The sequence below is a fragment of the Hymenobacter actinosclerus genome (assembly GCF_900111515.1).
Classification (GTDB): Bacteria; Bacteroidota; Bacteroidia; order Cytophagales; family Hymenobacteraceae; genus Hymenobacter; species Hymenobacter actinosclerus.
Window position 1 is genome coordinate 427,849 of record NZ_FOHS01000003.1, and the last position, 20,585, is coordinate 448,433.

At 62.1% G+C, this 20,585-nt stretch carries 15 protein-coding genes; 10 read left to right on the forward strand and 5 right to left on the reverse strand.

Annotated elements, in window-relative coordinates; all coding sequences use genetic code 11:
• Positions 1–141: 141 nt before the first annotated feature.
• From BMY67_RS13405 to rlmB, 4 genes are all read left to right on the forward strand, one after another.
• Complete coding sequence (locus BMY67_RS13405; RefSeq protein WP_092772394.1) at positions 142–549, forward strand: T9SS type A sorting domain-containing protein; 408 nt, start codon at positions 142–144, stop codon at positions 547–549.
• Positions 550–866: 317 nt separating this feature from the next.
• Positions 867–3,860, forward strand: a complete 2,994-nt coding sequence (locus tag BMY67_RS13410; RefSeq protein ID WP_092772396.1) for a glycosyltransferase family 117 protein — start codon at positions 867–869, stop codon at positions 3,858–3,860.
• Between the two features lie 120 nt (positions 3,861–3,980).
• Positions 3,981–5,195, forward strand: a complete 1,215-nt coding sequence (locus tag BMY67_RS13415) for a GWxTD domain-containing protein (RefSeq protein ID WP_177189827.1) — start codon at positions 3,981–3,983, stop codon at positions 5,193–5,195.
• A 38-nt stretch (positions 5,196–5,233) separates the two neighbouring features.
• Positions 5,234–6,241 (forward strand): 23S rRNA (guanosine(2251)-2'-O)-methyltransferase RlmB, encoded by a 1,008-nt coding sequence (rlmB, locus tag BMY67_RS13420; protein WP_177189828.1) that lies wholly within the window; start codon positions 5,234–5,236, stop codon positions 6,239–6,241.
• A gap of 78 nt (positions 6,242–6,319) precedes the next feature.
• Here the strand turns inward: rlmB and BMY67_RS13425 are convergent, their stop codons facing one another.
• Entirely contained in the window at positions 6,320–6,697 is a 378-nt protein-coding gene (locus tag BMY67_RS13425; protein ID WP_092772400.1) for a hypothetical protein, read from the reverse strand.
• A gap of 179 nt (positions 6,698–6,876) precedes the next feature.
• On the opposite strand from BMY67_RS13425, the gene BMY67_RS13430 reads away from it, so the two are divergent.
• Positions 6,877–8,109, forward strand: coding sequence for an NADP-dependent isocitrate dehydrogenase (locus tag BMY67_RS13430; protein ID WP_092772402.1), 1,233 nt, complete (start codon positions 6,877–6,879; stop codon positions 8,107–8,109).
• Between the two features lie 106 nt (positions 8,110–8,215).
• Here the strand turns inward: BMY67_RS13430 and BMY67_RS13435 are convergent, their stop codons facing one another.
• The gene (locus BMY67_RS13435) at positions 8,216–9,343 is read right to left on the reverse strand and encodes a mannose-1-phosphate guanylyltransferase (protein ID WP_092772404.1); all 1,128 of its coding nucleotides are present in this window, start codon (positions 9,341–9,343) and stop codon (positions 8,216–8,218) included.
• 201 nt (positions 9,344–9,544) lie between these two features.
• Complete coding sequence (locus tag BMY67_RS13440) at positions 9,545–10,522, reverse strand: KpsF/GutQ family sugar-phosphate isomerase (protein WP_092772406.1); 978 nt, start codon at positions 10,520–10,522, stop codon at positions 9,545–9,547.
• Positions 10,523–10,703: 181 nt separating this feature from the next.
• Between BMY67_RS13440 and recQ the strand changes: the two genes are divergently transcribed.
• Positions 10,704–12,902 (forward strand): DNA helicase RecQ, encoded by a 2,199-nt coding sequence (gene recQ, locus BMY67_RS13445; protein ID WP_092772408.1) that lies wholly within the window; start codon positions 10,704–10,706, stop codon positions 12,900–12,902.
• 185 nt (positions 12,903–13,087) lie between these two features.
• On the opposite strand, the gene BMY67_RS13450 is transcribed toward recQ, so the two are convergent.
• A complete protein-coding gene (locus BMY67_RS13450; protein WP_092772410.1) occupies positions 13,088–14,017 on the reverse strand; it encodes a glycosyltransferase family 2 protein in 930 nt (309 codons plus the stop codon).
• 264 nt (positions 14,018–14,281) lie between these two features.
• Between BMY67_RS13450 and BMY67_RS13455 the strand changes: the two genes are divergently transcribed.
• Positions 14,282–16,012 carry a carbamoyltransferase family protein gene (locus tag BMY67_RS13455; protein ID WP_092772412.1) on the forward strand — a complete coding sequence of 577 codons (1,731 nt, stop codon included), beginning with the start codon at positions 14,282–14,284 and terminating at the stop codon, positions 16,010–16,012.
• 84 nt (positions 16,013–16,096) lie between these two features.
• On the opposite strand, the gene BMY67_RS13460 is transcribed toward BMY67_RS13455, so the two are convergent.
• Positions 16,097–16,519, reverse strand: coding sequence for a BrxA/BrxB family bacilliredoxin (locus tag BMY67_RS13460; RefSeq protein ID WP_092772414.1), 423 nt, complete (start codon positions 16,517–16,519; stop codon positions 16,097–16,099).
• Positions 16,520–16,687: 168 nt separating this feature from the next.
• On the opposite strand from BMY67_RS13460, the gene BMY67_RS13465 reads away from it, so the two are divergent.
• From BMY67_RS13465 to BMY67_RS13475, 3 genes are all read left to right on the forward strand, one after another.
• The gene (locus BMY67_RS13465; protein WP_092772416.1) at positions 16,688–16,981 is read left to right on the forward strand and encodes a hypothetical protein; all 294 of its coding nucleotides are present in this window, start codon (positions 16,688–16,690) and stop codon (positions 16,979–16,981) included.
• Between the two features lie 240 nt (positions 16,982–17,221).
• Positions 17,222–18,280, forward strand: a complete 1,059-nt coding sequence (locus tag BMY67_RS13470; RefSeq protein ID WP_092772418.1) for a tetratricopeptide repeat protein — start codon at positions 17,222–17,224, stop codon at positions 18,278–18,280.
• Between the two features lie 98 nt (positions 18,281–18,378).
• On the forward strand, positions 18,379–20,421 hold the full coding sequence (locus BMY67_RS13475) for an OmpA family protein (protein ID WP_092772420.1): 2,043 nt from the start codon (positions 18,379–18,381) through the stop codon (positions 20,419–20,421).
• The last annotated feature ends 164 nt before the right edge of the window (positions 20,422–20,585 follow it).

Consider the following 20,585-nt stretch of genomic DNA (forward strand, 5'->3'; position numbering starts at 1 on the left):
GCATCCAACGCGTATCTACTGCTCAACTGCCAGCCGGCCACCGGGTGGGCACGGTAGTTGCAAATTGCGGCTCTGGCTGCCCGAAACGTACTTTATCCGGCCGCAGCCAGCCGCCTCCTCCCCTACGCCTCCCCGAATGTCATGAAATTTACCCCCCGCTTTTTTACCTTTTTATTCCTGCTCCTGTGGCAGCTGCCGCTGCTGGCCGCCGTTGGCTATGCGCCGCCCGTTGTACCCTCGGGGCAGGCGCCGGCCGCCGGAGTGCCCACGCTGGCCGCCCGCATGCTGACGCCCACATTTTCGCTGGCTCCTAACCCCGCCCACGGGCTGGTTACGCTCTCGATGAGTCAGTTTGCAGTCGGCACCGAGTACCGCCTGCGCCTGAGCAACATCATCGGCCGAGAGGTGCGCACCGTGGCCCTGCGCCCCGAAGCTGCCGACCGTGGCATGGCCCTGAACCTAGCCGATCTGCCTTCCGGCATGTACTTCTACAGCCTGCTCCAGAACGATAAAGTGGTTTCTACCAAGCGGCTGGTGCTGCAGAATTAAACTTTTTAAGCGCTACAAGCCACAAGCTGCAGGCTACAAGTTGACCGGCGGCCATCCTGAGCAAAGCGAAGGACCTTATCATGTTAGAACGATAATCGTAGCAACGACTCGTTTCAACCTGGTAAGGTCCTTCGCTTTGCTCAGGATGGCCGCCGGTCAACTTGTAGCCTGCAGCTTGTGGCTTGTAGCTGTTAAAAGCGACGTTGGTTGATTTGAAGGTGCGGCTCGGCAGTTATTGGCTACTTTTGAACTTTCGCTGAAATGCTTTCCCGATTCCCCTGCCCTTTTGCAAGTGGCGGGCCTCTCTTACTCACTATATGCGGAGTTACAAAAGCCTGAATAACCTCGTGGGCTGGCTGGTATTTGCCCTGGCCACCGTCGTTTTCCTGATGACCCTGGAGCCCACGGCTTCGTTCTGGGACTGTGGCGAGTTCATTGCCTGCTCGTACAAGCTGCTGGTGCCGCACCCACCCGGCGCACCCACGTTCCTGCTGCTGGGCCGGCTGTTTTCCATGCTCAGCTTCGGCGACGTGACCAAGGTATCGGTGCTGGTAAATGCGCTGTCGGCGCTCAGCTCCTCTTTCACGGTGCTGTTCCTGTTCTGGATTATCACCATGCTGGCCAAGAAGCTGGTGCTGCATCGCCCCGGCATGCACGACGACCGGCAGCTGGAGCCCACGTTTGGGCAGACGCTGCTGATTATGGGCGCGGGCGCCGTGGGCGCGCTGGCCTATGCCTTCTCCGATTCTTTCTGGTTCAATGCCGAAGAAGCCGAAGTGTACGCCATGTCGTCGCTGTGCACGGCCGCCGTGGTGTGGCTGATGCTGAAGTGGGAAAACCGCGCCGACGAGTCCGATTCGGACCGCTGGCTGGTGCTCATTGCGTACGTTATCGGCCTGAGCATCGGGGTGCACTTGCTGAACCTGCTGGCTATTCCGGCCCTGGGCTTCATCTATTACTACCGCCGCACCCAGAACCCCACGCTATGGGGCGGGGTAGCTACGCTGGCCATCAGCAGCGTAATCGTAGGCCTGATTCTGGCCGGTATTATTCCGGGCCTGCCCACGCTGGCCGGCGCTTTCGAGGTGTTCTTTGTGAATACCGTGGGCCTGCCCTTCAACTGGGGCATCATCATCTTTCTGCTGATTTTCGTAGGCCTGATCTGGTTCGGATTCCGGCAGTCGTTCCAGCGCCGCAACCGGCTGCTGAACACGGTGATGCTGAGCTTCATGTTCATTTTGATTGGCTATTCGAGCTACCTGATTGTTCCCATCCGCAGCTCCTACCACCCCACCATCAACGAAAACAACCCCGAGGACGTGCTCTCGTTTGTGAGCTACCTCAAGCGCGAGCAGTACGGCGACCGGCCCTTGCTCTACGGGCCCCAGCTTAACGCCCAGCCCATCGCCCAGACCGAGGGCGCGCCGCGCTACGTGCGCCAGGGCGACAAGTACGTGGTGGCTGAGTACCGCCCGGTGCTCGAATACCGCCCCGAAGACAAGATGCTGATTCCGCGCATCTACAGCCCCGACCCGCTGCATGTGTACAACTACCAGAAGTGGGTAGACGTGCAGAAGGACGTGAAGCCGACCATGGGCCAGAACCTGGCTTTCCTGTTCCGCTACCAAATGGGCCATATGTTCTGGCGCTACTTTATGTGGAACTACGTGGGCCGCGAAGGCGACCTGCAGCAGTCGGGCATTCTGTGGGGCAGCGCCGACGGCAACGGCCTGCCGGAGCGCGTGGCCGACAGCCCCGCCCGCAACGCCTTCTTCGCCCTGCCGCTGATTCTGGGTTTGCTGGGCCTGTTTTTCCACATCCGCCGCGACGGGCGCAACGCCTTTGTGGTGGGCCTGCTGTTCCTGTTCACGGGTCTGGCCATTGTGTTCTACCTCAACCAGCCGCCCATCGAGCCCCGCGAGCGGGATTACACCTTCGCGGGCGCCACCTTCGCCTTCGCCATCTGGATTGGCCTGGGCGTGCTGGCGCTGGCCGAGCTGCTGCAATCCGTCATCAAGGCCGATACCACCCGCGCCGGCGTAGTAACGCTGGTGGGCCTGGTAGTACCGGGCATTATGGTCACGCAGGGCTGGGACGACCACGACCGTTCCGACCGCTACCTGTCGGTTGATTCGGCCAAGAACCTGCTCAACTCCTGCGCCCCGAATGCCATTCTGTTCACCAACGGCGACAACGACACTTTCCCGCTCTGGTACGCCCAGGAAGTGGAGGGCATCCGCACCGATGTGCGCGTAGCCGTGCTCAGCTACCTGAACACCGACTGGTACATCGACCAGATGAAGCGCCGCTCCTACAAGTCGGCCCCGCTGCCGATTTCGATGGAGAATAAAGACTACAAGCAGGGCACCAACGACTACCTCCCCTACGCCGAAAACCCGGCGGTGCCGGCCGTGGATGTACGCCAGTTCATGCAGCTCGTGGAGGCCAACAGCCCCCTGCTGCAGGTAAGCTACGGCGACGGCAAAAACATGCTGTCCTTCCCCTCGCGCAACTTTTATTTGCCGATTGACACGGCGGCCGTAGCTAAGTCGGGCATCGTTCCGGCCGACCGGCGCAAGCAGCTGGTGCCGCAGATGGAGTGGAACGTGGGCAAGAGCGCCATCGAAAAGAAGACCCTGCTCATCCTCGATATTCTGGCCACCAACAACTGGGAGCGGCCGGTGTACTTTTCGAGCACCGTCGACTCGCGCGACTTTATGGGCCTGCAGCCCTATTTCCAGCTCGAAGGCATGGCCTACCGCATTCTGCCCGCCCGCAACCCCGACTACGACGAAAAAACCGGCGCCAACGAAGGTTTTGTGGAAACGGGCCTGATGTACGAGAAGCTCATGAAGACCTTCGCCTACCGCGGCCTCGACAACCCCACCATTTTCTACGACGAAAACAACCTGCGCTTCCCGGCCAACTACCGCGACAAGTTCTCGCGCCTGGCCGACGCGCTGCTGATGCAGGGCGACAAGGCGCGGGCCAAGCAGGTGCTCAACAAGGCGTTCGAGGTGATGCCCGACAAGGCCATTCCGTACGACTACTACGTGCCGCAGTTCATTCCGGCCCTGGTAGCGGTGGGCGAGCAGCAGCGGGCCAACGAAATCATGGACACCATGACCAGCCGCGCCGAGCGCGGCCTGGCCTACTACAGCACCCACAACCAGGCCCTGTTCGACCAGGAGTTCCAGACTTATTTGGCTACGCTCAACGGTATCGGCCGCGCCGCCGAGGAAATCGGCGACCGGAAACGGGCCGAGCGAGCCATCCGGCTGTTGCAGCAGTACTATAATCCGCGCCAGTAGTGCACGGTTTTTGAGCGGTGAAGCCGGCCCCGGCAGCGGGGCCGGCTTTTTTGCGTAAAGTCGTTTGCCCCGGCGCGGGTCATGCGCAATTTATCTATCCACTCACTTCCATTCAGTAGTATGAAAAACCCGGCCGCTCTCCTGCTATTGTTACTGACGCTACTTATTGCGGCCCCGCTGCAGGCCGCGCCGCGCCGCGACTTTGCCAGCCAGTACCAGCCGGGGCGCGCTGTTGAGGTAGACACCCGCCGCGAGGGCGACAGTCTGCGCGTATACCTGCGGTTCCCGAACCGGAGCGCGCTGCGGCGCCAGGTGCCGCTGCATGTGATGGGCTGGGCCAATTTCGACGACCGTAAACCTATCTGGCAGGATACGGTGCGCGGCGCCGCCCGCCGCCTGCGGTCGGATGGCGACATGGACCGGCTGAGCTTTACGCTGCCCCTGAGCCGACTGCAGCCGGGGCAGGCGCTGAGCATGGCCTTCGGGCCGGCCGAAGAGGCCATGAACGGCGACGCGGCCTGGCTGCGGCTGATGCCGGACAACCTCAACCGTGGCTTTGTGCTGATAGATTCGCTGAGCCGCCCCCTGATGCGCCGCTACGTGCGGGCCCGGGAAGTATTTGGGGTGGAAGCCTACACGCCCGGCCAGGCCCTGCAGGCCTACCGCTACCCGCTCAGCTCGCTGGCCGCCGCCCCACCCATGGCTTCCAGCAGCCTGCTGGGCGAGCAGCCGCGCACGCTCGGCCTCCAGGATTCGGCCCGCTTCAACGCCGACCAGCTGCTGCGGCTGCCCGCCGGTTTGTACCTGCTGCGCGTGGGCAACCGGGGGCCGCGGCTGGGGCTGCTGGTCGAAGAAAACAAGTTTCCCAAAATCACCTCGGCCGATGAGTTGATTGCCCCGTTGATTTACGTTTCGACTTCGCAGGAGCGCAAGCAGCTGTTCGATGCGCCCGACCCCAAAAAAGCCGTCGACCAGTTCTGGCTCGGGGTGGCCGGCAACGACCAGGACCGGGCCCGCCTGCTGATTCGCCAGTTTTACGGGCGGGTGGTGGCCGCCAACGACCTGTTTTCGGCCCACAAGGCCGGCTGGCTTACCGATCGGGGCATGCTTTACCAGGTACTGGGGCCACCCGAAACCGTGTACCGCAGCGGCAACGAGGAGCGGTGGGTGTATCGGGGCTACCAGGCCCAGAACAGCACGTTCGTCTTCCGCGCCAAACCCAGTACCTTTGCGCCCGACAACTACGAACTGGTGCGCCGTCCTGAGCATGAATATCTCTGGTATGCCGCCGTGGAGCTATGGAGAAAAGGACTAATCGCCCAGGCCGGCCGGTAACTGAACGCCGCCAATATTTCGATTCGCAGAACCGGCCCGTGCCCAACCGCCGCACCCCGCGCGAGGACCAGGGCCGCGACGAAGCCCCCCGCTTCGAGCGCAGCCGCGCCGACGACAGTCGCGGCGACGAGCAGTTCAACGAGCCGCGCCGCCGCGACGAAGACCGCCCCGAAGGCCGCCGGGATGAGGGTGGCTTCCGTGAAGAAGGACGACGTGAAGGTGGCCACCGCGAGGAGGGCCGCCGCCCGGCCTCTTCGTCCGACAAGCCCCGCTACCCCCACCGCCCGGCCCAGGACCGCAGCATCGACATGATTTTCGGGCTCCGGCCGATTCTGGAAGCGTTGAGCGCGGGCCGCACGCTAGACAAGATATTCCTGCTGCGCGCCACCAAGAACTCCATGACCCAGGACATCAACGCCCTGGCCCGCGAGGCCAGTGTGCCCGTGTCGATGGTGCCGGTGGAGAAGCTCGACAACATCACCCGCAAAAACCACCAGGGCGCGGTGGCCTTCGTGTCGCCCATCGATTACATGCCGCTGGACAATATTCTGGCCGGGCTGTACGAGGAAGGCAAAACGCCCCTGCTGCTGGTGCTCGACCGGATTACCGACGTGCGCAACTTCGGCTCCATTGCCCGCAACGCCGAGTGCCTAGGCGTACACGCCATTGTGGTGCCCAGCCACGGCGCGGCCCAAATCAACGGCGACGCGCTCAAAACCTCGGCCGGCGCCCTCAACCTGATTCCGGTTTGCCGGGAGCACAACCTCAAGCAAACCCTCACGTTCCTGCGCGAATCGGGCGTGCAGGTCGTCGCCTGTACCGAAAAGTCGGACGCCAGCCTGGAGGCCGAAACGGTGGACCTGACCGGTCCGCTGGCCATTCTGATGGGCTCGGAGGAAGATGGTATCAGCCCCGAGTACCTGCGCCTGGCCGACCACAAGCTCCGCATCCCGATGGCCGGCCAGATCAGCTCGCTCAACGTGTCGGTAGCCAGCGGCATTATGCTGTACGAGGTGCTCCGGCAGCGGCTGGGAGCAGTTAAGTAATAAAGACTGAAAAAGTAACAGAACCTGTCATCCTTCGCTGCGCTCAGGATGACAGGTTCTGTTACTTTTTCAGTTAACCTAACTCAGCAGCCCGGCCTGCTTGGCGGCGGCCAGCAGTTGCGGGGCGTTTTTGAGCGTGGCAGCCACGAAGCGCTTGCCCGACTCCTTCACTTCGTCGCGGCTCACTTCGTGCACTTCTTCGCGCACGAATTCAGTCAGCAAATGAAAGGCCTCGCGCAACGCCTTATGCCGGGGTTGCTCGGCGCGGAGCTGCTGCTGCACCAGGGCCAGCTGCTCGCGGATTTTCTCGCGACGGGAAGTGAACACGGAATCATGGCCAACGTGGGGGCGGATGCGCTCGACCAGCTCCAGCAGTGGGCGCAGCCGCTGGCTGCCGGCCAGGGCGGCATCGATCAGGTGGTCGCGTTTGCGCAGGGGCGCGGAGTCGGGGGGCATAAGAACGACGGGGGAATGCAGCGGAGCAGGAGCTAAAATAAGCGAAAAGCAGGCGTTGAATGCGTCGGTGCGCCGGCCCTTCCGTATGCCGCTTAGAGGCCTGTGCCTATCTTATGGCCGCAAAGCGCGGCTGACCTGATTGGCCGGGCCTGTTTTTCATTCTTTCTTATCCTCACCCCATGACTAAAATCAAGGTAGCCAATCCGGTAGTTGAGCTCGACGGCGACGAGATGACCCGCATCATCTGGAAATTCATCAAAGACAAGCTCATCACCCCGTACCTCGACCTCGACATTAAATACTACGACCTCGGCCTGGAGCACCGCGACGAAACCAACGACCAGGTAACCGTCGACGCGGCCAACGCCATCAAGCAGTACGGCGTGGGCATCAAGTGCGCCACCATCACGCCCGACGAGCAGCGGGTGGAGGAGTTCGGCCTCAAGCAGATGTGGAAGTCGCCCAACGGCACCATCCGCAACATTCTGGACGGCACCGTGTTCCGCGAGCCGATTGTGATGAGCAACGTGCCCCGCCTGGTCCCCAACTGGACCGCCCCTATCTGCATCGGCCGCCACGCCTTCGGCGACCAGTACAAGGCCACCGACTTCGTGACCAAGGGCAAGGGCAAGCTCACTATCACCTTCACGCCCGAAGATGGCGGCGAGGAGCAGTCGTTTGAGGTCTACAACTTCAAGGGCGACGGCGTGGCGCTGGCCATGTACAACACCGACGAGAGCATTCGGGGCTTCGCCCACGCCTGCTTCAACCAGGCCCTGAGCAAGGGCTGGCCGCTGTATTTGAGCACCAAGAACACCATTCTGAAGAAGTACGACGGCCGTTTCAAGGACATCTTCCAGGAGATTTACGAGCAGGACTACCTCGCCAAGTTTGAGGCCGCTGGCATCACCTACGAGCACCGCCTGATCGACGACATGGTGGCCTCGGCCCTGAAATGGCATGGCAACTTCGTGTGGGCCTGCAAAAACTACGACGGCGACGTGCAGTCCGACACCGTGGCCCAGGGCTTCGGCTCGCTGGGCCTCATGACCTCGACGCTGGTAACGCCCGACGGCAACACTATGGAGGCCGAAGCCGCCCACGGCACCGTTACGCGCCACTACCGCGACCACCAGAAAGGCAAGCCCACCTCCACCAACCCCATCGCCAGCATTTTCGCCTGGACCCGGGGCCTGGAGTTCCGCGGCAAGCTCGACGGCAACCAGGAGCTCATCGACTTCTGCCAAGCGCTGGAGCAAGTCTGCATCGAAACCGTCGAAAGCGGCAAGATGACCAAGGATCTGGCCGTCAACATCCACGGCAATAAAGTCGAACACGGCCGCGACTACCTCTACACCGAGGAGTTCCTGGCCGCGCTGGACGAGAACCTGCAAGCGAAGCTGGCGAAGTAGGTTTTAGGGCTTAATGAATTAGGGCTTAGGGAGAAGGTTTATCATCCTCAACAAAGGGTGACAGACCTTCTTCCTAAGCCCTAATTCACTAAGCCCTAAAACCTACTCAATTATATCCGTTGCCCTTCTTCGACTTCACGTCGGCCACGAAATCCTTGACGCGCTGCTCCTCGGTGCGCTTGCAGATGAGCAGCACGTTGTCGTACTCGGCCACGATGTAGCCTTCCAGGCCCTGCACCACCACCAGGCGCTCGGGGGGCGTTTTGATTACGCACTCGCGCGTGTCGTAGAGCAAGGCGTTGCCGTCGACGACGTTTTCATCGGCGTCGTGCTGGCCCATGCGGTGCAGCGAGTCCCAGGTGCCCAGGTCGCTCCAGCCGAAGTCGGCGGGCAGTACGTACACGTTGTCGGCCTTTTCCATCACGCCGTAGTCGATGCTGATGTTGCGGCACAGGCTGTAGGCACGGGTGATGAACTCCTCCTCGGCGGGCGTACCAAGCTGCTCGCGGCCCTCGTCGAACACCTCGGCAATGTCGCTCAGGTACTGGTGGAAGGCCTGCACGATGGCATCGGCCCGCCACACGAACAGGCCCGAGTTCCAGAGGAACTCGCCGCTGCTCACAAACATCTGGGCCAGCTCGGCATTGGGCTTTTCGGTGAAGGTTTTCACCTTGCGCAGCTGCTTCGGGAAGGCACCGTCGGCGTGGCCCGGCAGCTGGCGCACATGCTGGGCGGGCACCTCGTCATCAATAAACTGAATGTAGCCGTAGCCGGTATCGGGGCGCGAGGGCTGGATGCCGAGCGTGATGAGCACGTTGTGGCTCCGGGCCCCGGCCAGCGCGGTGCGGATGGTGGCGCGGAAGTTCTCCTCGTGCATCACGGCGTGGTCGGCGGGCGTGACCACCATCACGGCCTCGGGGTCGAGGCGGGCGATGCGGTAGCTGGCGTAGGCGATGCAGGGGGCGGTGTTGCGGCCGATGGGCTCGCCCAGAATCTGATGGGCCGCCAGCTCGGGCAGGTGCTGCTGCACCAGCTCCACATAGTCGCGGTTGGTGACGACAAACACGTTTTCGGGCGGGCAGATACCGGCGAAACGGTCCACGGTGAGCTGGAGCATGGAGCGGCCCAGGCCCAGCACGTCGTGGAACTGCTTGGGGTGGTGGGTGCGGCTGAAGGGCCAGAAGCGGCTGCCAATGCCGCCGGCCATCACCACTAGGTAGGTATGTTGGTCCATGTCGTCAAGCTTGTTTTCCGGAAAGTTAGGGCTTTAATGCAGGTGGGGCGGCCCTTACCTGTCATCCTGAGCATGTGGCGCATCAAGCCAGCGACGAAGGACCTTGCCACGTAAGCACGAGCCGCTCAAACGTGCTAAGGTCCTTCGTCGCTGGCTTGATGCGCCACATGCTCAGGATGACAGGTACAGGTTCTACCGCCCCTATACTAGCCCTTCGCGCAGCAAGTCGTGCAGGTGGATGAAGCCGCTGAAGCGGCCCTGCTCGGTTACCAGCAGCTGGGTGATGTTGCGGGCCTGCATCCGGGCCAGGGCCTCCACGGCAAAATCGTCTACCTCCACCGTTACGGGGCCGGGCGTGAGGATGTCGCGGGCCCGCACCTCGTCGAGGCGGCCGGCGTGGGCCGTGAGCATGCGACGCAGGTCGCCGTCGGTGATGATGCCGACCAGTTCGCCGGCCTCGTTCAGCACGGCGGTGGCGCCCAGGCGTTTGCCCGATATTTCGAGGATAATGTCGCGCAGTGGGGCCGACTCCGACACTTGGGGCTGCTGGTTCTGGCGGCTCAGGTCGCCTACTTTCAAATACAGCTGCTTGCCCAGTGTGCCGCCGGGGTGCAGGCCGGCAAAATCCTGGCGCGAGAAGTCGCGGCTTTCGAGCAGGCACACGGCCAGCGCGTCGCCCAGGGCCAGCGCGGCGGTGGTGCTGGTGGTGGGCGCCAGGTTGTGGGGGCAGGCCTCGCGCGTTACCGGCGCGTGCAGGATGTAATCGGCCTGCTGGGCCAGGTACGAGTCGGCGTTGCTGACCAGCGCGGCCAGCGGCACGCCCTTGCGCTTGAGCAGCGGCACGAGCACCTTTATTTCGGGCGTGTCGCCCGATTTGCTGATGGCAATGACGAAATCATCGGCCTGAATCATCCCCAGGTCGCCGTGGATAGCGTCGGCGGCGTGCATGAACAGGGCGGGCGTGCCGGTAGAGTTGAAGGTGGCCACCATCTTGCCCGCAATGTGGGCGCTCTTGCCGATGCCCGTAACCACGACCCGACCGCGACGGGCCAGAATTGCTTCTACGCATTGTGCAAAATCGGGGCGTTCGTCGAGGGCCGCGGCCACGCCCTGGATGGCTTCCGCTTCGAGCTGAAGCACTTTTTTTGCGAGGCTATGAAGTTCGGTTGGCAGTTTCAATCTAAATTTGATAGTGCGGTTCGAAATCGGGGCCGAAGCGAGAGGGGATACTTGGCCGCGGCCGGCCCCGCCGTTTCGCCTGCCCGGCCTCAAATCCCGGTAAAATCCTTAGATTGAGGAAGCGGCCCGAAGTAGCCGCTTTATCAGTCTATCAACTAAATAAGCGTACGTGCGGATGTCGATGTCAGTGGTAACCCCCGAAATCCAGCAGCCAGCTGATTTGAAGGGCAAGTTAAAGGAAGTTTTCGGCTACGGACAGTTCCGCGGCGTGCAGGAGGATATCATCAACAACGTAATTGCGGGCCACAACACGTTCGTGATTATGCCCACCGGAGCCGGCAAAAGCCTGTGCTACCAGCTGCCGGCGCTGGTGCTGCCGGGCACGGCCATCGTCATCTCCCCGCTCATCGCCCTGATGAAAAACCAGGTCGACCAGCTCAACGCCTTCGGCGTGAATGCCCAGTTTCTGAACTCCACGCTGAGCAAATCGGAGATGAACCGGGTGAAGCGCGACGTCATCAGCGGCGAGGTGCGGCTGCTGTACGTGGCCCCCGAAAGCCTCACCAAGGACGAAACCATCGAGTTTCTCAACAAGGCCACCATCAGCTTTGTGGCCATTGATGAGGCCCACTGCATTTCGGAGTGGGGCCACGATTTCCGGCCCGAGTACCGCAAAATCCGCGGTATTATTGATAACCTCGGCGCCAACGTGCCCATTATTGCCCTCACGGCCACGGCCACGCCCAAGGTGCAGCAGGACATCCAGAAGAACCTGCAAATGGATGATGCCTCGGTGTTCAAGACCAGCTTCAACCGCACCAACCTGTACTACGAGGTGCGGCCCAAGCACAACACCAAAAAGCAGCTGATTCAGTACGTGAAGCAGCACAAGGACCAGGCGGGCATCGTGTACTGCCTGAGCCGCAAAAAGGTGGAGGAAATTGCCGAGCTGCTGCGCGTGAACGACGTGCGCGCCCGCCCCTACCACGCCGGCCTCGACCCGCACGTGCGCATGGCCAACCAGGACGCGTTTCTGCACGAGGAGTGCGACGTCATCGTGGCTACCATCGCCTTCGGGATGGGCATCGACAAGCCCGACGTGCGCTTCGTGATTCACTACGACACGCCCAAAAGCATCGAGGGCTACTACCAGGAAACCGGCCGCGGCGGCCGCGACGGCATGGACGGCGACTGCCTGATGTTCTACAGCTACGACGACATCATCAAGCTGGAGAAGTTCAACAAGGACAAGCCCGTAACCGAGCGCGACAACGGCAAGCAGCTGCTCCAGGAAATGGCCAACTATGCCGATTCGGCGGTGTGCCGGCGCAAGCAGCTGCTGCACTACTTCGGCGAGGTGTACGCCAAAGACTGCGGCTTCTGCGACAACTGCCGCCACCCCCGCGAGCGGTTCGAGGCCAGGGAAGAGGTGCTGCTGGCCCTGAAGGCGGTGGTGCAGACCGACGAGCGGTTCGGCCTCGACCACATCGGCACGGTGCTCATGGGCATGTCGAACCCGCACGTGATCAGCTACGCCCACAACCAACTGCCGATTTACGGCCAGGGCAAGGCCCACGACGCCCAGTTCTGGCACTCGCTCTTGCGCCAGACGATGCTTAGCGGGCTGCTGGCCAAGGATGTAGAAAATTTTGGCGTAATTCGGATCACCCAGAAAGGCCTGGATTTCATTGAGAACCCGCATTCTATGAAACTCACCAAAGACCACAACTACGACGAGGAGGTGAAAGAGGAGCAGCAGCAGGAAGACGTGCAGCTGGCCGCCGGCCACGACGAAGCGCTGTTCGACATGCTGAAGGCCCTGCGCAAGAAGGTGGCCAACCAGAAGAACCTGCCGCCCTACGTGCTGTTCCAGGACCCGTCGCTGAAGGAAATGGCCACTACCTTCCCCACCAAGCTGGAGGAGCTGGCCCACATTTCGGGCGTGGGCCAGGGCAAGGCCCAGAAGTTCGGCGCCCCCTTCCTGACGCTGATTCAGCAGTACGTGGAGGACAACGACATCACGACGGCCGCCGACGTGGTAGTAAAATCGGCCGTCAACAAGTCGAAAATCAAGATTTACATCATCCAGCAAATCGACAAGAAGATGGACCTGGAAGAAATAGCCTCCTCCAAGGGCCTCGATATGCGCGAGCTGATGGAGGAAATCGAGCACATCTGCTATTCGGGCACCAAGCTCAACCTGGGCTACTACATCAACGGTGTGCTCGACCAGGAGCGGCAGGAAGAAATCTACGACTACTTTATGTCGGCCAGCACCGACAACATTGCCGTGGCCCTGAAAGAACTCGGTACCGACGACTATACCGAGGAGGATTTGCGCCTGATGCGGATTAAGTTTTTGAGTGAAGTAGCGAATTAGAGCGGCAAGCTTTGAGCGGCAAGCTTTGAGCGGCAAGCTTTGAGCGGCAAGCTGCAAGCCACAAGCTGCAAGCCACAAGCTGCAAGTTTCTACCGGCCGTCGATTAACAATTGGCCGTTGGTAGAAACTTGCAGCTTGTGGCTTGTGGCTTGCCGCTTGTAGCTTGTGGCTTGCAGCTCGTGGCTCTACAAATCCTCCATCTTCCGCTTCATGAAATCGGGGCGGCGGGTGGTTTTCAGGTTAATGCGGTAGATGTACTCGCCCAGAATGCCCAGGCCCAGCATGATGAGGCCCACGCCGAAGCCGATGGAGATGATGAGCGAGGGAAAGCCCAGCAGGTAATTGTCGTAGACCAGCTTGCGCACCAGCACGTAGCCCGAGTAGCCGCTGGTGATGAGGAACACGAGCACCGAAAGCGCCGTGAGCAGGCGGATGGGCAGGTTGGAGAAGGTGACGAAGATGTTGAGCGACTGGGCCACTTTCTTGCCCAGCGTATAGCCACTTTCGCCCACTGCGCGCGGCTGATGCGTTATCGGGGTGCTGGCTACGTGGGTCGTCAGCCAGGTCAGGTAGCCGTCGAGGAAGGTGTGGGAGTTGTGCATGGCCAGGCAGGCCTGGGCCATATCGGTTTTCAGCAGGCGGAAGGGCGAGTAGTGCGGGTGCAGGTCGGGAATGCCGAACCGGAGCAGCCAGCGCATGGCCCGCGAGGTAAAGTTGCGGAAGGGCGTGTGCCGCAGTTGCCCGGGCATACCGTACACCACGTCGAAATTGCCCTGCTGCTGCCGCGCAATCAGCTGCTCGATGTCGGCGGGGCGGTGCTGCAGGTCCTCATCGAGCGTGACGATGAAGCGGCCCCGCGCCTCGCCGAAACCGCACAGCAGGGCATTATGCTGGCCGAAGTTGCGCGTCAGGTGCACGGCCCGCACCAGCTCCGGCCCGTACTGCGCCTGCAGGGCCCGGATAACGGCCCAGGAGTCGTCGGGCCCACAATCGTAGACGAAAATGATTTCGAACGGACGGTGGGTATCCGTAAAAAAAGCGTGGAGTTGCGCCGTGAGGGTCGCTAGCGTGTCCTGCCCCTTATAAACGGGCACCACCACCGAGTAGTCGAGCATGGGGCAAAGTTAGTTGTTGTCTGGCAGCCCACCGGCCGAAGGTGGGTCCGGGCGTTACTCGTAGCCCAAACCAGTCGGCATACCGGGCCGATATGAACTGAACCCCGGGCCGCAACCACCTGTGCTCTTCTGCTTCAGGCGCTGGCCCGCCTCCTTGTGGCACGGGGGCGCACAACGTTGGGGGCAGGGGCTGTACTTTTGCCGGGTCTTTTGCCGTGGCCCGACCGTTGCGGTTGAGGCGTTCAGCCAACTTTCCGCAAACCTATGCCCAGCCCGCCCCCCGCAACGCCCGTTATTCTGGGCCTTAACTGTAGCGGCTTTCATTCCTCGGCCTGCCTGCTTACGCCAACGGGGCAGGTGCGCGTAGCCATTGCCGAGGAGCGCCTGACGCGGGTAAAGCAGGATAAATCGTTTCCGCGCCGGGCTATTGCGTACTGCTGCGCGGCGGCCGGCATCAGCGTAAACGACCTAACAGACGTGTTTGTCGGCTGGAACCCGGCCCCTTACCTGCTACACCCCCGCCAGAACCTACCGGAGGCGCTGCTGGACCGGGGCAAGCTGGCCCAGCTTGCCCTCAACGAAATGGCGGCCCTGCAAGGCGACGTAGCGCGGATAGAACAGCAGCTAACCAGTCTGAGTGGCAGCCAATTGCGGATTCAGTACGTCAACCATCATCAGGCCCACCTGGCCAATGCGTGGCTGTCGTCGGGTTTTGAGGAGGCTGATTTTCTGGTAGCCGACGGCTTTGGCGAAACGACCACTGGGCTGCTGGGCACCATCACCCGCCAGGGCCGGCAGGAGCTGGCCGCCAACCGCACGCCCCACTCCCTGGGCCTGTTTTACGCCACCTTTACGCAGTACCTGGGCTTCCGGCCCAACAGCGACGAATGGAAGGTAATGGCCCTGGCGGCCCGGGGCAATCCGGCCGTCCACTACGATGCCATCCGGTCGCTTATTCAGGTAGAAAACCTGCACTACGAGCTGGATTTGCGCTATTTCGAGTTCTTCCTCAGCTTCACCCCGCTCTACTACTCGCCCAAGCTGCTGGCGCTGCTGGGCCCGGCCCGCCAGCCGGAAACGCCCCTCACCCAGCACCACTACGACGTAGTAGCGGCCGTGCAGCGCGTAACGGAAGAAGTAGTATTTGCGCTGTTGCGGGCACTGCACGCCCATACCGGCCAAACGCGGCTGGTATTGGGCGGGGGCGTGCTCATGAACTCGGTGCTCAACGGCAAACTCAGGCAGCACACGCCCTACCAGGAGCTGTTCATCGGGGGCACGCCCGACGATACGGGCATTAGTGTGGGCAGCGCCCTGCACGGCTACCGGTACGCTTTGGGCCTGCCTTTAGCAGCTTCCGTTCCGGCTCAGCACAACTTTTTTGGCCGCGAGTACGCCGTGGCCGAGCTGGAGGCGGAGTTGCGCCGCCGCAAAGTCTCGTACGAGCGCCCCGCTGATATTGCCGCCGCTACGGCGGCTTTGCTCCACAGCGGCCACATCGTGGGCTGGTTTCAGGGCGGCTCGGAGCTAGGGCAGCGCGCTTTAGGGCACCGCAGTATTCTGGCCAACCCTACCCTGCCCGAGATGAAAGAGCGCGTGAATGCCAGCATCAAATACCGCGAAGCTTTCCGGCCCTTTGCCCCGGCCGTGCCCGAGGAGCGGCAGCACGAGTTTTTTGAGCTACCAGCGGGCGAAACGGCTTATTTCATGGAAAAGGTGTTTCCGTTGCGGCCCGCGGCCCGGCTTGCCCTGCCCGCCGTAGCCCACGACGACGGCACGGGGCGGCTGCAAAGCGTGCGGGCCGACCACAACGCCGGGTTCCACCGCCTGCTCCTGCAGTTCGAGCACCTCAGCGGCGTGCCTGTACTGCTCAACACGTCGTTCAACTTAAACGGCATGCCCCTGGTCGAGACGCCCGCCGATGCCCTGGACTGCTACTTCCAGTCGGGGCTGGACGCCTTGGCCCTGGGGCCTTTCCTGCTCCGCAAACAGTAGCGGCGCCTCTCGATTCTGGCCAACGAAAAAGCCGCCCGCAACATTTTGCTGCGGGCGGCTTCAGGCAAGAGTGTTCGAAAAGGGCTAGCAGTACTCCTCGAAGGCGCCCTGCAGGTTGTTGACGATGCGCATCAGGTCGTTGCCTTCGATGTGGTAGCGCTCAATCATGTGTACCAGCTCGCCGTCCTTAAACAGGGCGATGCAGGGGCTGCTGGGCGGGTAAGGCAGCATGTGCTGGCGGGCCTGGGCCACGGCCTCCGACTCCATGCCGGCAAACACCGTCACGAGTTTGGCGGGCTTCTTTTCGGAGCTGGAAACGGCCATTTTGAGAGCCGGGCGGGCTTTGGCGGCGGCGCAGCCACAAACCGAGTTTACGGCTACCAGCACGGTGCCGCTGTTGGCCGACAGGGCGTTATCAACTTCTTCGGGGGTCATGAGCTGCTCAAAGCCGGCCTCGGTGAGGTCCTGGCGGATGGGCGCAACCATGTATTCGGGATAGGTGGCCATAGGTGAAAGCTAGGCGTTGGAAAATGTACTGTTCGGCGGACACGTTGTCCGGCGGCGCCGTAAAATTACGCAACTGTTGCTGCCCGGCCGCCGCCAACCAGTAAAACCCCGGTTAGCCCTCATAAGTTTACTACCTGGCACATCCCGGTGCCACCCAACGCTGCCTCCATGACCTACCACGACTTCCTCGACTCCCAGACCCAGCACGAACCCCCCGCTGGCCTCTCGCCCCTGCTCGAAGCCCTGTGGTACGCCGGCCGCGACGAGTGGCACAAGGCCCACGCCCTTGCCCAGGAGCACGAAGACGCCCCGCTGTTCGACTGGCTGCACGCCTTTCTGCACCGCCAGCAGGGCGACCTGAATAATGCCGCCTACTGGTACCGTCGCGCCGCCCGCCCCGAATTCGACGGCTCGCTGCGCCACGAGTGGCAGGAACTGGTGAAGACCCAGCTACCTGATTAGCAGCCAGGTAAGCTATTAACTGACAGGTGTTAGGCATTGGCTTTCCGGCTTGGCATGGCCTTGGTTTGATTCTGCTGCCCGGTTAGCTAAGCGAGCCAGTATAGTCGGGATACTGCGGCTGATTTTTGATACTATTGAATCTTATTATAAAACAATAAACAGGCAATTAAACGACTTAATTAGCCATATTCAGCATTAAAAATTACATTTATCCCGCGCCTTTGAAATGGGCGGGATACGATGCGAAAAATTCCTGTTTTACTGCTGGGCCTGCTGCTGAGTGCGGCCGCAGCCCGGGCCCAGGTGGACAGCGTGCGGGCCTCTACCCTGCCGCCCGACCAGCAGGCCGAGCGCCTCTACAACAGCGGGCTGGCCAAGTTCAAGCAGCAGAGCTACCGGGCCGCCGTGCTCGATTTTGATAAGGCTCTGGCCGTGAAGCCCGATTTCGCCCGCGCCTACGCCAACCGCGCCGCCGCCCGCTACGAGCTGAAGGACTACCAGCCCGCCGTGCAGGACTACGACCAGGCCATCAAGCTGGAACCCAACGCCTTTGCAGCTTACTTCGGAAAGGCCCGGGCCGAGGAGGCGCTGCAGCAGCCCGCCGAGGCTGAGGCCGACTACGGCCGCGCCACCGAGCGGCAGGCCGACTACGCCCCGGCCTGGTACTACCGGGGCGCGCTGCGCTTCGAAAAGGCCGACTACGCCGCCGCCAAGGCCGATTTCGATGCCGCCATCAAGGCCGACCCGAGCTACGCCTACGCCTGGCACGACCGGGGCAGCGCCCAGCGCCGCCTTGGCAACCTGCCCGCCGCCATCCATGACTACAGCCAGGCCCTCACGCTGCAGCCCGAGCTGCTGCCGGCCCTGCTCAACCGCGCCGGCACCCGCCGCCGCGCCGCCGACCTGAAAGGCGCTTTGCAGGACTACGACGCGTATCTGGGCAAGAAGCAGGACAACGCCCTGGCTTACACCAACCGCGGCGCCACCCGCTACGAGCTGAAGGATTACAAAGGCGCCGTGGAGGACTTCGGGCGGGCCGTGGCCCTCGATGCCGGCTACGCCTTCGCCTGGAACAACCGCGCCGCGGCCTACCTCAAGCTCGAAGACTATAAAAAGGCCGAAGCCGATGCCAGCAAGGCCATCAGCCTGAACAAGGATTACGCCGAGGCCTACCTGAACCGGGGCCACGCCCGCGAAATGCTCCGCCAGCCCGACGCCGCCTGCCAGGACTGGCGCCGCGCCGCCGAGCTGGGCCTGGAAGTAGGCCTTACCCACGCCGCCAACTCGGGCTGCCCGTAGCGCGACCTGCCTGCGCCCTCCCGACAGCTGTCTGTAAGGCGGAATAAACCAGCCGACCGGAATCCAATTACCCGATACTCAGTACTCCCTACTGACTTATGCACAAGTACTTAATTGCCTGCTTATTGCTCACGGCTTCCGGGGCGGCTTCGGCCCAGAGCGTGGAGTTCAGCAAAGACCGGTTCGGCAACGACAAGGACGGGCTGAAAGCGGCCCAGAAGGATTTGAAGGCCGGCGACGCGTTCTACGAGTCGGACCCGCCGCGCTACGAGCAGGCGCTGGTGTTCTACCTGAAGGCCCAGCAGTTCAACCCCGGCAACGACCAGCTCAACCTCAAAATCGGCGACTGTTACCTGCATTCGGGCTTTAAGCCGCGGGCGCTGGAGTATCTGCAGCGGGCCTACCAGCTCAACCCCGATGTGAGCCCGCGCATCCATTACCTGCTGGGCCGGGGCCTGCACCTGAACGCGAAGTGGGACGCGGCCATTGCCGAGTACAAGCGCGCCATTCCGGCCAGCGGCACCAAAAACACGGCCGGGTTAGTGCTCGATATTCAGAAGAAGATAAAGGAGTGTGAAAACGGCCGCCGCCTGGCCGCTAAGCCCACCCGGGTGTTTATCGACAACGCCGGCCCGGGCGTGAACTCGCCCTACCCCGACTACGGCCCCGTTATTACGGCCGATGAGTCGGTTATCCTGTTCACCTCGCGCCGCGAAGGCTCGACGGGCGGCAAAACCGACCCCGAGCTGGGCGGCTATTTCGAGGATATTTACCAGAGCACCCGCGAGGGCAAAGACGGCTGGAGCGCGGCCCGCAACCTGGGCGAGAACATCAACACCGACGGCCACGACGCCACCGTGGGCCTCTCGCCCGACGGCCAGCGCCTGCTGGTGTACCTGGAAAACAACGGCGGCGACCTGCACCAGGCCGAATTGCGCGGCACCGAGTGGCGCAAGCCCCAGCAGCTGGGCTCACGCATCAACTCCAGGTACCACGAATCGTCGGCCTCCTACACGCCCGACGGCCGCCACCTGTTTTTCGTGAGCGACAAAGAGGGCGGCCTGGGCGCGCGCGACATTTACCGCATCGAAATCGAAGGCCGCGGGCCGGCTCAGAACCTGGGTCCGGTCATCAACACCCAATACGGCGAGGAGGGCGTGTTTCTGCACCCCGATGGCAAAACGATGTACTTCAGCTCGGAGGGCCACGACGCTATGGGCGGCTACGACATCTTCAAGTCGGTGTTTGAGAACGGCAAGTGGAGCAAGCCCGAAAATCTGGGCTGGCCCATAAATACGCCCGACGACGACGTGTTCTTCGTGATTTCGGCCTCGGGCCGGCGCGGTTACTATTCGTCGTTCCGCGAGGATGGGCTGGGCTCGAAAGACATTTATCAGATTACGTTTCTGGGGGCCGAAAAACCGCCCGTGCTCAGCCAGGAAGACCAATTGCTGGCCAGCAGGGTGCAGCCGGTGAAGGAAACCCTGCTGGCCCCGCCGGTGGCCATTGTGGCGGCGCAGGTAACCATTCTGAAGGGCGTGGTGAGCGAGGAAGCCAGCCGCCAGCCGCTGGAGGCGACTATCGACGTTATCGACAACTCGCTCAACCAGGTCATTGCCTCGTTCCAGTCGAACGCCAAGTCGGGCCGCTACCTCGTGTCGTTGCCGTCGGGCGTGAACTACGGCATTGTGGTGCGCAAGGAAGGCTACCTGTTCCACTCCGAAAACTTCGATTTGCCGGCCGGCGCGGCCTATTCGGAAGTCGTGAAGGACATTGCCCTTAAAAAGCTCGATGTGGGCGTGAAGGTGGTACTCAACAACATCTTCTTCGATTTCGACAAGGCCACGCTGCGCAAGGAAAGCACCGGCGAGTTGGAGCGCCTGCAGAAGCTGCTGACCGAAACGCCCGCCCTGCGCCTCGAAATTTCGGGCCACACCGACAACGTGGGCAACGACGCCTACAACAAGGACCTCTCGCAGCGTCGCGCCAAAGCTGTGGTTGATTACCTCGTGGGCAAGGGCATTGATAAGGGCCGCCTGACCTTCGCCGGCTACGGCGACACCCAGCCCGTGGCCCCCAACACCACCAAAGCCAACCGCCAGCTCAACCGCCGCACCGAGTTCAAGGTGACGGGCAAGTAAGTTTTAGTTAGCCCAAGCGGCGGGGTGAGCACCAGGGTTTCCCGGTGCTCACCCCGCCGCTTCATGTATGGACTAGACGCCCACGCAGACGGCTTCACCGAGGAAAGGCCCCGGCTGAACGCAGAAGCCGGCGGCGGTCCGCCACTGCGTGTATCTTGCCGGCC